General features: G+C 58.5%; 6 protein-coding genes. All 6 read right to left on the bottom strand.

Annotated features, from left to right (window positions below):
• Positions 1 to 8 precede the first annotated feature (8 nt).
• Entirely contained in the window at positions 9 to 632 is a 624-nt protein-coding gene (locus ABSH60_RS21095; protein WP_390975976.1) for an NAD(P)H-binding protein, read from the bottom strand.
• Positions 629 to 1,141 carry a heme utilization cystosolic carrier protein HutX gene (hutX, locus tag ABSH60_RS21090; RefSeq protein WP_056779532.1) on the bottom strand — a complete coding sequence of 171 codons (513 nt, stop codon included), beginning with the start codon at positions 1,139 to 1,141 and terminating at the stop codon, positions 629 to 631. The genes ABSH60_RS21095 and hutX overlap by 4 nt, the downstream gene beginning before the upstream one ends.
• Complete coding sequence (gene hutW / locus ABSH60_RS21085) at positions 1,128 to 2,453, bottom strand: heme anaerobic degradation radical SAM methyltransferase ChuW/HutW (protein WP_390975974.1); 1,326 nt, start codon at positions 2,451 to 2,453, stop codon at positions 1,128 to 1,130. The genes hutX and hutW overlap by 14 nt, the downstream gene beginning before the upstream one ends.
• A 200-nt stretch (positions 2,454 to 2,653) precedes the next feature.
• Positions 2,654 to 3,064, bottom strand: coding sequence for a hypothetical protein (locus ABSH60_RS21080; RefSeq protein WP_056779525.1), 411 nt, complete (start codon positions 3,062 to 3,064; stop codon positions 2,654 to 2,656).
• A gap of 216 nt (positions 3,065 to 3,280) precedes the next feature.
• Positions 3,281 to 3,985, bottom strand: a complete 705-nt coding sequence (locus ABSH60_RS21075) for an SDR family oxidoreductase (protein ID WP_122096886.1) — start codon at positions 3,983 to 3,985, stop codon at positions 3,281 to 3,283.
• Positions 3,986 to 4,114: 129 nt separating this feature from the next.
• A complete protein-coding gene (locus tag ABSH60_RS21070; RefSeq protein ID WP_390975971.1) occupies positions 4,115 to 12,649 on the bottom strand; it encodes a GH36-type glycosyl hydrolase domain-containing protein in 8,535 nt (2,844 codons plus the stop codon).
• Between the last annotated feature and the right edge of the window lie 269 nt (positions 12,650 to 12,918).

The raw sequence follows: 12,918 nt of genomic DNA, 5'->3' as shown, positions 1-12,918 counted from the left end.
GCATCTTCTCAGAACCGGGCACCCGCCAGCGACGGATCGGTCAGGGCGTAAATTTTACCCCAGCCCTCGCCGTTATTGAGCAGTTGCTGAATGTGCAACGCGACGTCACTTCGGCGAACGCGCCCGTGGGCTTCGGTTTCCAGCCGTTGCGCCTGGCCGGTCGCTTCGCCATCCGTCAGGCCACCGGGGCGCAGGATGCATCCTTGCAGCGTACTGGTTTGCAGCCAGCTTTCCGCCAGCGATTTCTCACGCACCGCCTGCCCGAACGCCTGTTTCGCACGGTCAGACAGGGTAGACCAGCTGTCGCCGCAGCCGATGGAGGTGACCAGCACCATCTGGCGGATACCGGTCTGTTCGGCGGTATCGATGATCAGCCGGTTAGCGTGATAATCAGAGTGTTTCCCGCCCAGCGTGGAGACAATCTGCGCCTGCGCCCCGGCGGTCTGGCAGGCCAGCAAGACGTCCTGCGGGTTAAGCGCATCGCCTTCAATCACCGTGACACCCGCCTGGCGCAAGGCGTTTGCCTGTTCAGGTTGGCGAATCAGCGCCACCAGCGGGCGCTCTTGCACACTCAAGGCAGCCAGTTCAGCACCGACACCGCTGCCGGCGCCAAAAATCAGCAAAGTCGTCAAATTACACTCTCTCTTTCAGCCAGCATGGCGGGAAGCGCGCGAAACGCCGTCAGCTGATCGTTCAAAAGCTGGCGGTGGCTGTCGCGTCCCACGAAAACCTTGAGCATCGCATAACCGGCAGCGTTTAAAAACCAGACGCTTGCTGTGCTCATTCCCATAAATGGCCGTTCGACCAGTGCGATATGCTGGCAATGTGTCGCGCGGATATGCCCGCTCAGCCCCTGTTTGCCACGCAGATTAAAATAGCCGTGGCGGTGTGTGCCGGTCGGCAGCGCACCGTGAAATTCGAGGATCAGGTCATCATTGTTGACCAGCGTCGTCACCTCGCCCCATTGCGTAATGCTGTCCCACACCGTGTCGAAATGTGCGCCTGAAAACAGATAACTTCCCGGTAAATTTTGGATCACGTTCAGCGGCGCGATGCCATATTCGCGGGCAATATCTTCCACGGTGCCATCGGGTTCTGTGGCTAAAAAGTCGATCAGGGTTTGCAGTTTATCCGTGTGCATGGGCGGCACTCCGTAAAGTCAGTTGTGGGATCAGATCTTGCAGCGCCTGCAACATATTGCTGGCCCAGAAACGTCCGGCAGGGGTGAGATCAAAGCGTGCGCCGTGACGGTTCATCAGGCCGCATTGCTGCCATTGCTCTAATAAAGGTTCGAGGGGAAGCGGATCTTCAACGATGCGGCTCAAATCGTAGCGGCCTGCTTCGATGCCGCCTTGTAAATCGAGACGCCAGCGCTGCTCGTCAGAGGCACCGGCGGTCATCATCATGATCGGTTTCTGCCCGGCATCCAGTTGCTGATACCACGCCTCCAGACTGCGTGCCGTCATGTACGACTGACCGCCCAGATTGCCGCCCGCGCCGCTGCCAAATGCCAGGCAATCTGCGCCCTGTTTGATCAGCAGATTGTACAGATTGCGCTCCCGCGTGGTGCGCGCCCAGTGGCTGTTGCTGATCTGATGCCAGCCATCGCGCGCCAGAAAGGCTTCGCCTTCAAGATAAAAATCCCGGCGCATTGCGACATCGGGCAAAGTGACGCGGTGATTTTCAACCGCTTTGCCCAGTGGCGTAGAAGGCAACAGGTTCAGCGCATACAGATCGACGCCGTCGAGCGGCAAATCACGGACAATCTGTAAATCCTCACGCCATGAGGTGGGCGTCTGTGCCGGCAGGCCAAACATCAGGTCGCACACCACCGCGGCGCGGTCGCGTTCGCCCAGTTTTTGCAGGAAGTGGATCGCCTCCTCACGGCTGGCGCGACGGCCCATCCGCTGGCGGATGCGGGTATCGAACGTCTGAATGCCGATGGAAAAACGGTTGGCACCGGCTTCCAGACAGGCATCGATTCTCTCATCGTCAAAGTTGAGAATGCGCCCCTCGACGGTGATTTCGCAGTCCGGCGCCAGCGGAAGGAGGCGTCGCAGCGCGCTGATGATGCGGTGCAACTGTGTCGCGCTCAGCGCCGTGGGCGTGCCGCCGCCAAAATAGACCGCATGAACCGGGGCGGACTGATGCAGCGGCGAGCCAGCTTCCTGTTCGATTTCGCGGATCAGATAATCGCAGTATTGCTCCGTCGCCTCTGCTTCGAGTTTGTTCTGATAGAACCCGCAGAATGTGCAGTGCGTGGCACAGAAGGGAATATGCAGATATACCAGACGCTTATTGGCCGCAAGTGTCTGCTGACACAGCGCCTGCCACTGCGCGGGAATATCCTGAGGCGCGACGGGTTGCTGTGGCCGCCAGGGCATCACCGCCCGGCGGTCGGGAAACGGCAACCCCTGTTCGGCAGCATAAAAGCGCGTGAGGTCTAAGCTCATAGGGTTCTTCTTCTCCTGAAGAATCAAGTATCGGTGAGCATTAAACGATAATGATTATCATTCGATCAAATCAAAACCACGCTTTCGATGATCTGCATCAAGGAGTGCGTTTCGCCGCGCCGCGGGATCCCCTGCCGTTATCAGACGAGTGTGTCGCTAACCGGGCTTAAGTCAGAATGCCGGAAAGGGATTATTTCAGATTAAGAACATTTGTTTGACGTGAAGCGTATAACGCCTGAGCCGCCTCTGAATGTGGTGTGGTTATTTTTATCTTTTTGTGCCTGGGCTTTGACGTGGAATTTATTTTCATTAATTTCAGTCATGACAACCGTCGCGGATGATTTCACCCCTTTTAGAATACAGGTTCTCTTAACAACTACCCGGTGCGCGGTGTTATTTGTATAGTAATTTTCGCAATTGCTATCCTTAAATTTAACGTTTCGATTAATCGTTTTAAGAAGGAGTGATTCTGTCGGGGATACGCAGATTTTACCCAGCGTGCCGGTGACATTGGCGACTGCCCATTCACCCGGTTTGATGGTGATTGCACTGGCCGGGTTTAAAAGGGGCAGGGAGAAAAGAACCATTAATAACAGCGTGTGTTTGCGCATTTTTATTACTCCTTTAATAAAAACTTTATATGTATTCTTTTGGCTATATATAAATAAAGTATTCTTCCTGGCATATTCATGAGGAATATCCCTGAAGCGGGCGTGCTGATAAATATAAGGCAGGTCAAAAGATAAGACGGGGGGATATTACGGACTGACGTTATTATTGTAAAGCCATGCGCCAGCACGCCGGCCCGGCGCATTATTCAAGCAGTGTCAGCGTTTGGCTTTATCCCGCCGTGGCCTGACGGCGATATCGGTAATTTGAGTATCGTCACTGGCACTGACCACCAGACGCACTGCCGCAGCAACCGATTCGGGTGTGCTGTAATCCCGCGGATCGATGGCGGCAAAATCTCCCTGACTTTCGCGGGTTTTGCGGTTCATCGGCGTATCCGTAGGCCCTGGCGCGACGGTGGATACGCGCACGCCATGTTCGCTTTCTTCCTGCCGGAGAGCATGAGCCAGCGCATTCAGGGCAAATTTCGATGCGCAGTACACCGTATTTCCGCCGTCGGCTTTCGTGCCCGAACCCGAACCGATAAACACCACCTGACCTTCCTGTTTTCTCAGCGCGGGCAGCGCCAGCCGGGTGAATTGTGCAGGCGCAAACACGTTAATGGAAAATTGCTGCTGCCAGTCCTCCGGGGTGGCGTTTTCAACACGCAGGGGTTTGGAGATTGCCGCCGAATGGACCAGCACATCAATCTGCGGCAGCTCGCGGATAAAGTGTTCAATGGCGGTAAAATCGAGTAAATCGATTTCCACCGCGTCAACGTTTTCAATCAGCCGCAACGCCAGCAGGCTCTCTTTATTCCGCCCCAGCGCAAAGACCCGATGGTCGCGTGCCAGATTATGGACAATCGCCAGCCCGATACCGCTGGTTCCGCCGGTAATGACGGCGACAGGAAGTGTGCTCATGGTGTTCTCCTCGGTTTTTTTCTCAACCTAACAGCAGAAAGATGCCCGCGCGACGGACTTTATTGGCTTAGCTTGTGTGGAAAAAAGAAAAGCCCCGCAGTGCGGGGCCTCTGAGAGTATCGGTATGATCTAACTGCCCAGTTCCACCTCCACCTGATGCTCAGCCCCGTCATCCACCAGCGGAATTCGGTCATTTTCCAGAACCTGGCCGTCGAGCAGTACACGGTATTCGCCGGTGCTGCGGCGCACGGTTATCTGATAATGGCTGCTGCCCTGCTGATACGAGACGGTGATCTCCGGCCAGGCGGCGGGCAGATGGCTGTGAATGGCGATCGCGTCGCCGTGGCGGGTGATGCCGAGCAGGGCTTCGGTGATCAGACGATACGTCCAGCCTGCCGAGCCGGTGTACCAGCTCCAGCCGCCGCGTCCGCTGTGCGGATCCACCGAGTAAATATCGGCGGAAATCACATAAGGTTCGGCTTTATAACGGCTGACGTCGCTGGCGCTGAGGCTGTGATTGATCGGGTTGATCATCGACATCAGCTCCCATGCCCGTTCGATATTGCCCTGTTTGGCAAAGGCCATCACCGCCCAAATCGCACCGTGAGTATATTGCCCGCCGTTTTCGCGCACGCCTGGCAGATAACCCCGGATATAGCCTGGGTTCGGGCCGTTGCCGTCGAACGGCGGCGTCAGCAGTTTGATCAATCCGGCGTCGTTATCCACCAGCCGTTGATCGACCGAATGCATGGCGCTGGCGGTGCGTTCCGGCGTACCTGCACCGGAAAGCACAGACCAGCTCTGGGCGATAGCGTCTATCTGACATTCGTCATTCAGATGTGAGCCCAGAGTTTCACCGCTGTCGAAGTAGCCGCGCAGATACCAGTCGCCGTCCCAGGCGTGTTCGTTCAGATTGTGTTTCAGCAGCGCCGACTGTTCGCGGCACAGCGCGGCGGTGTCTTCGTCATGGCGTTCTTCTGCCAGTGCGCCGTAGCGTTGCAGCACGTCATACAGGAAGAAGCCCAGCCAGACGCTTTCACCGCGACCGCCAAGGCCGACCAGATTCATGCCATCGTTCCAGTCGCCCGCGCCCATCAGCGGCAGGCCGTATTGCCCCATTTTCAGGCTGTGTTTCAGTGCGCGAACCCCGTGCTGCCAGAGGGTTTCGTGCGTTGAACTGACCACCGGCAACTCATAGAAAGACTCTTCACCGGCGGCCAGCAAACGTGCTTCGAGATACGGAATTTGCTGCTCCGCGATGTCGTGATCGCCGGTCACCGAGATGTAATGGCTGATGGCCAGCGGCAGCCACAGATAATCATCTGAGCAGCGCGTGCGCACGCCATTGCCGGTTGGCGGATGCCACCAGTGCTGGACGTCGCCTTCAACAAACTGCCGCGAGGCGCACAGCAGGATCTGCTCGCGCATGCGCTGCGGTGCGGCGTGGGTGAGCGCCAGCGTGTCCTGAAGCTGATCGCGGAAACCGAACGCGCCGCCCGACTGATAATAGCCGCTGCGCGCCAGGATCCGGCTGGCTAAGGTCTGATAAATCAGCCAGCCGTTGGCGAGTAAATTCACCGACGGATCCGGCGTGGTGACCTGAATTTTATCCAGCACCTGATGCCAGTGCTGATGCACGCGATCCAGTTCGGCCTGCGCCTCGCCTTCCTGCAAGAACTGGCGGATCAGCGCTTCGGCGTCATTGGCGTTTTGCCCCAGACCCAGCACGAAGGTAAAGGTGCGCTGATCACCGTCGATGAGCGTGGTCGCCGACTGCACCGCGCCGCACGGGTCCATCGCTGCGCCCGTGCGGTCTGAAAGCCGCTGGTTTTTCATGGCCGCCGGAGAGGCCGGTGAACCGGCACGGCCAAAGAACTCACGGCGATCGCCACTGACCGAGCAGTGTGCGCCGGTCACCGCGAAGAAGGCCGTGCGTTCGCCGCCGTTGCTGGTGTAATGGTTGGTCGCCAGCACGCCGCAGCCCTGCGTCACACGCGCCTGCGAGGTGACGATGTGCATGGCGGATTTGGTGCGCAGATCGGCCATCACCCATTCCACATAACCGGTGACCGACAGCCTGCGCGGGCGGCCGGAGACGTTGGTCAGGGTGAGCATGATCAGTTTCACCGGCGCATGTTCGGCGACCAGCACCGTCATTTCGCTGGCGATCCCGCGTTCGGTGTGTTCGAACACGCTGTAACCAAAACCGTGCCGCGTGACATAACCGCCCGCGCCGCGCACCGGCAACGGTGCCGGTGACCAGACGCTGCCGCTCTCTTCGTCACGCAAATAAAACGCTTCGCCGGAACTGTCGCTGACCGGGTCATTTTCCCACGGCGTTAAACGGTATTCGTGGGCGTTTTCATACCAGGTATACGCCTGACCGCTTTCTGAAATCACCGTGCCAAAATCGGCGTTCGCCAGCACGTTTGACCACGGCGCCGGCGTGTTTTGCCCTTCGTTGAGTAGGATCTGATATTCACGGCCATCAGGGGAGAATCCGCCGGTGCCGTTGAAATAGGTCAGGCCACGCGGTTCTGCGGCCACCGGGCTGATGTCATCGTCGCTGCGAACCGGCAGCAGGGCCTGCTGGGAAGCGTGCGGCATTTGCATCCGCTGGTTAAGCTGATCGGTCAGCGGACCGTGACGGTCGTCGATCACCACCCGCGCCACGCTCATCAGCAACGTGCGGTCTTCCTGCGAGATCTGCTCGCCGTTACGCACAAATATCCCACCCGGAATATCGGTCTGGCTGGAGCCCGCGCCGGAAGCCACCAGGCCGAGGATCTGGTTTTGCAGCGCCTGCTGATAACCGCCCGGATCGTTGGAGAGCAGCACCAAATCGACTTTCAGGCCTTTCAGCCGCCAGTAGTTGTGCGCGCGGATCAGCAGTTTCACCAGATTGATGTTTTCGCTGCTGGAGAGGGTGAGCAGCACGATCGGCAGATCGCCCGACAGCGAAAGCCCCCACAGGCCGGACTGCCCGCGTCGATTATGGATAATGGTCTGAGCATCACCGCGCATTTCCTGGCTGGCGAACAGCAACGCGCCGGCCAGACGGTTAAACAGCCCGGCGTCATCTTCGGTGGCGTTGAGCTGGCGCAGAACCACCTGACTGTGCGACCAGGCGATTTCGAATACCCGATCAGCAATATGGTGGTCGCGGTATTTTTCCAGCAGCGCCAGGCTTTGCAGGCGGGTGTCGCCGATGCCATACACCATATCGACCACCACCGGCACGCCGGGTTTCAGGCGGATGCGCTGGCGGATAGCCAGAACAGGGTCGAGCACCGCACCGGCGCTGTTACTGAGTTTGCCGGGCTGTTGCAACGCCTGCGGGTGCGCCGCGGTGTGGCCGCGACCGATAAAGGCCGCGCGATCGGTTTCGAACGAAGTTTCCCGTTCGACCGGACCGTGGATCGCCATCATGTGGAACATCCACGGGCAATGCTCGTCCGGCTCGCGCGGGCGGCGGTGGCACAAAATCCCTTCCTGCGCAGGCACCAGTTCGGTTTGCACAAACAGGTTGCTGAACGCCGGATGGGTGGCATCGTTGGCCGCCGGAGCCAGTACCACTTCCGCATAGGTGGTGATTTCCACCGTACGAGGACGACGTCCGTGGTGCGTGATCGTCATACGGCGGATTTCCACGTCGTCTTCCGGTGACACCACGATGTGCGTTTTCAGGGTCAGCGACCCCTGTGTACGGGTGAACTCCGCCCCGGAGTCTGTCAGCACCGCGTGATAAGTGCCTTTTTGTTTGCCTGCGGGCTGCCAGGTATTGCTGGAGATTTCACCGGTGGCCGGATCGCTCAGGTAGCAGAAGATGCCGCGATGATCCCGCGTCGCATCTTCCCGCCAGCGGGTTAACGTCAGATCTTTCCAGCGGCTGACGCTGCCGCCAGCCTGCGTCACCATCAGGTGATAATTCGTGTTGGAGAGCAGCTGAACTTCCGGCGTCGGGCTGTCCACGTCGGTGAATTCGCGCAGTTCGACGTTGACCTTTTGCAGCGTGCTGTCGTGTGACTCAAAGTGACGGCGCGGGCTGTAAAGTTCGACCGCATCCGGCACGCGTTCCTGCAACAGCAGGCGGGCGGACTGGAATGCCGCATTCGCCGCAAAGCGCGCAGGCATCGGGGAATCGAGCAACACGTTCGCCAGCGCGAGGAATCCCATCCCCTGATGGTGCGCCATGTAAGAACGCACCACGATGTAAATCTGCCCGCGAACCAGCCGCGACGGGCTGTAATCGAGCGCGTCGTAAAAGCCGTATTCGCCGCGCGCGCCGCAGTTTTCCAGTTCGACCAGATTGAGGCAAGCCTCCTGCGGACGGAACATCAGCGCCATCATGGTGGCGTAAGGCGCCACCACCATGTCTTCGCCCAGCCCGCGCTTCAGCCCGAGGCCGGGTACCCCAAAGGCGTGATACTGGTAATTCTGGTTGAGATCAAAGGCCGCGTACGCCGACTCCGAAATCCCCCACGGCACGTTGTTCTCCTTGCCCCAGGCGATTTGCCGGTCAACGGCGGTCTGGCACATTTGTACCAGCAGCGTATCGGGATAAGCGGGCATCACCAGCTGTGGCATCAGGTATTCAAACATCGACCCGCTCCACGACATCAGCGAAGGCTGTTTGTCGATCACGGTGAATAACCGGCCCAGCGCGAACCAGCTTTTTTGCGGCAGCTGGTTGGTGGCAATGGTCACATAGTTGGTCAGGCGAATTTCAGACGGCAGCAGATCGTATTTTCCGCTGTCCATTTTATGCGCATCGCAGTTGTAACCGACGGTCAGCAAATGGGTGTTGGTGTCGTACAGGAAGCGGAAATCCATGTGCGCGTGATCGTTCAGGCGTTGTTCCAGCTCACCGATAATGTCCAGACGCTGACGCGCCAGCCCGATGGCGCGGGAAAGTTGCGGCGAGCTCAGGGCATCCTGCTGCGCCAGCCACAACAGTGAAGGCAGAGGCTCGTCGTATGCCTCTGGCGACAGCCAGCCATAAAACGCCGACCACTCGGCCAGCCCGGCATCCAGCTGTTCCGCCAGCCGTGGCAGATAACCTTCCGACGAGGTGGCGATCAGCGCCCGCATGGCCCGCAGGTGAACAAAGATCTCCTCACCCTGCGCCGTACTGGCCTGCGTCCAGCTCTCGCGCAGTTTTGCCATGGCGGCCGCGCCGTTTTTATTTTCGGCCAGATACAGCGTGTCTTCCAGGCCGGTCAGCCATTGCGGAAGGTTGACCGCAGGTTGCACACGCCACAGGTGCAGGCCGGTGCTCAGGGTCAGCAGATGTCCGGCGAAGTTGCCGCTGTCAACGCTGGAAATGTAGCGCGGGTTGAGCGGTTCCAGCGTGCGCGTGTCGTACCAGTTGTACAGATGGCCGCGATAATGCTCGAGTTTATCCAGCGTATCGAGCGTCTGGCTGGTGCGCAGTAACACTTCGCCCTGCGTGATGTAGCCGAAATCCCAGGCGGTAATGTTGGCCAGCAAAGAGAGGCCGATATTGGTCGGCGAGGTGCGATGGGCCACCACCGGCTGCGGGATTTCCTGAAAGTTATCCGGCGGCAGCCAGTTTTCCTGCTCATTGACGAATGTCTCAAAGAATGACCAGGTCTGACGTGCCGCCTGACGCAGGAAAATACGCTGCTGTGCGTCCAGATCGGGTGCCGGACGTGACGCGGGCTGGCTCAGCCAGCACATGACGCGCGGCCCGAGGAACCAGAGAATGCCGAGTGGCAGCGCCGCCCAGACCAGCGAAGAATGGGTCAGCGCGGGCAACATCACCAGCGCAATCCCGGCCAGCGGGTTTGCCCACATGCGGCGGTAGAAATATTCCGGCGACTGCGCGCGGCTTTTCTCACTGACGTTGACGCTGGCCCATTCGTGCAACTTACGGTGGCTGACGTTCAGCCGCCACAGCGTCAGTAAAATCGCCTGCACCGAGTAAACCGCTTCATGCGGCAGCGTCATCAGCGTCACGAAAATGCGCGACAGGCGGCTGAGGGTGGCAGAGGCCACGCTTTTCAGATGGGGGAGCAGCGAGCGGCGCGGGCCTTTATTGAGTAAATCCAGCACCAGCGCGACCAGCACCGGGAACAGCAGCATCGCGGCGATAAATCCAAACCAGTACATTTTGTTTGGCACCAGCGCCACGGTGCAAAAGATGATCACCAAAAAGGCCGGGGCGACCAGACTGCGGCGCAGGTTATCAAACAATTTCCAGCGCGAAAGGGTGGTCAGCGGATTGCGGCAGCGCTGCCCGTCCTCCTGACGGACACGAAAACGCAGCCAGTTCAGCAGTTGCCAGTCGCCACGGATCCAGCGGGTTTTACGCGCCACGTCGGCCAGATAATGATCGGGATATTGCTCGTAAAGCACGACATCGCTGAGCATGCCGGAACGGGCGTAACAGCCTTCCAGCAGGTCGTGGCTGAGCACCAGATTTTCCGGGCAGGTGTTTTCGTTGGCGCGGATAAACATATCAACATCGTAAATCCCCTTGCCGACAAATGAGCCTTCGCCGAACAAATCCTGATAAATGTCTGACGACATCGACGAGTAAGGATCGTTGCCCGGCACGCTGCTGCACAAAGCGGCATAGCGCCCCTGGCCGTTGGCGGGGATCTCTTCCGCCAGACGCGGCTGGAGAATGGCGTAACCGGACACCACCAGATGGCGCTGTTCGTCGTACACCGGATGGTTCAGCGGATGGGCCATCGCCGCCACCAGCTGATGCGCCGTGGCACGCGGCAGGACGGTGTCGCTGTCGAGCGTGATCACGTACTTCACCTGCTGTAAATGCGCCTGCGTGCTGCCTTCGATCAGCGAAAACGGTTCGCCGTGGCCGCGTAACCACAGATTAAGCGCGTTGAGTTTGCCGCGTTTGCGTTCATAACCCATCCACACGCCCTGAGCGGCATTCTTTTCGCTGTCACGGTGCAGCAAAGTGAAAAGCGCGCCTTGCGTGACGGTGTAACGTCGGTTCAACTGCTGAATTTTCTGTCGGGCATACACCAGCAGGGTATCGTTGTCCTCACTGTGCGGCTCCTCGCTGTCGTGAAAATCGCTGAGCAGCGCGAAATTCAGATTCGGCAACACGTTGCCGAGATAACAGACTTCGAGGCTGTTGATCAGTGCGTCGATATTTTTACGGCTGCCAAGCAGGCAGGGGATCACCACCAGCGTGCTGGCGCTTTCAGGAATGCCGCCAACAAATTCCAGACGCGGCAACGGCTGCGGCGTGCGGCTGCGGGTGGTGATTTCACTGAGCAGATTAAGGGCAAACTGGCTGGCGACCAGCATCACAGGCACCAGCAATGCCCACCACAGCCAGTTATTGCCCGGATGGCCGGAGCGGTACAGCGCATCGGCGGTGACGGCGGTGGTGACCAGTAACAAACTGCCCAGCCACGACAGCAGCGGCGTCTGGCTGAGTTTGGCGCGCGCGCGGTTAAGCAGCGAAAAGCGCACCTGCAACTCTTTTTCCAGCACCGGACGGCCGGGGCCAATCAGATAATACCCGACGTGTTGCTGCTGATAGGTGCCGCCGGCCTGCTGCGCCAGCGCCACGGCGCGGGCCGCAACGGCGGCTTCATCATAACGGGAGTTACGCGAAAGCCGTTCAATCTGATGGCGGTAATTGTCACGTGTGTCGAAATGCATGGTGGCGTAAATACCGGCCGGATCGCCGCGCAGGATTTTCTCCACCACGCTGAGATTTTCGGCGAAATCCGCCCAGTCCATTTCGGTGAGCTGGCGTAACCCCATGATGCTGTTACTGACGGAAAGCTGATTTGCCGCCAGTTGCTGATTGAATTTGTCGATGACTTCACGCTGCGTCAGGCCGACTTCGCTCAGACGTTGTTCCACCCAGGTCAGCGGCAGCGCCAGCATGGATCCGTGGCCCTGCAGGCGGCGAACCAGTTCGGCGACAAACGCACTGGTGCGCGGCGGATTGGTGCGCGCCATATCGGCAATCACAATGATCTGACTGGCCGGATCGTTTTCGGCGCTGTCCTGCAATTTATTGACCCAGAAATCGGCCAGATTGCGTTCTTTCTGGGCGTTGGCGACTTCAATGCTCACGCGGCGCAGATTCTCTATCAGCGCCAGACGCAACATCCCCGGAAACGCCCACAGTTCACCCAGCGTCAGCGGCCTGACACTCTGATAAGTGGAGAGAAAACGGGTCAGGGTTTTAATGTCCCACAGGCCGTCGCTGTGGCTGACCACCTCGGTGGCGATGTCGTAAATGCGCGGGCAAAAATGCGGTGATCCCAGCGAGGGCAAACCCTTGCCGAAGTTTTTCGGCAACAGCTGACGCACCACGCGGATTTGTTCTTCGATCAGATAGTAGTTATCCAGCAGCCATTCACCGGCGGGGGTGATACTGGCTTTTTCGCCACTGCTGAGGATCAGACAACTGCGGGTCAGGACCTTCTCATTGTCATCGAGGCGTTTGAGCAGATAGTAGGGGAGTTTCTTCTTGGATAACTTATGCGAGAGGGCCAGTTTTCCGCCGTAGCGTTCCATCTGGTCTGCCGAAAAAAGCTCGGCACGGATCGGCGTGGACTGTTCAAGCGCGCTGGCGCGATGACGTCGGGTGGCCGGTGATACAGGTGGTGCTCCTTTACTTTTGAACCAACTGAAGACAGCATTTTTCACGTCAACATTCCTTATGCGGACCCGAGAAGGCAGTTGCCTGAGCTGCGATAAGAGTTCACATAGTGAGATAAAGAGGTCAGGGGCAGGGAGGCATATCGGAACAGGCACCGGTAACGGGTGTCTCCTCCAAGCTTAGTGTGTTAATGCGCGGGATGTCGGTTTTCTTTTCACATTTGCGCAGACCCGACGGGAAAAGGCGCAGGATCCTCGATTGTAATGATAACTATTATCAATTATTATCCGATGGTGAATTTCTGGTCTGGTTATGT

It is taken from the genome of Rahnella sp. R3(2024), from assembly GCF_042920125.1.
GTDB classification, from domain to species: Bacteria; Pseudomonadota; Gammaproteobacteria; order Enterobacterales; family Enterobacteriaceae; genus Rahnella; species Rahnella rivi.
The sequence above is the reverse complement of the archived record's forward strand: the minus strand, read 5'-3'. Positions and strand labels throughout refer to the sequence as shown.

What these genes read in the sequence shown, in the direction of transcription:
- ABSH60_RS21075 (WP_122096886.1), bottom strand. Translation starts at nt 3,985, where the DNA reads ATGAGCACACTTCCTGTCGCCGTCATTACCGGCGGAACCAGCGGTATC.
- hutW (WP_390975974.1), bottom strand. Translation starts at nt 2,453, where the DNA reads ATGAGCTTAGACCTCACGCGCTTTTATGCTGCCGAACAGGGGTTGCCG.
- ABSH60_RS21080 (WP_056779525.1), bottom strand. Translation starts at nt 3,064, where the DNA reads ATGCGCAAACACACGCTGTTATTAATGGTTCTTTTCTCCCTGCCCCTT.
- hutX (WP_056779532.1), bottom strand. Translation starts at nt 1,141, where the DNA reads ATGCACACGGATAAACTGCAAACCCTGATCGACTTTTTAGCCACAGAA.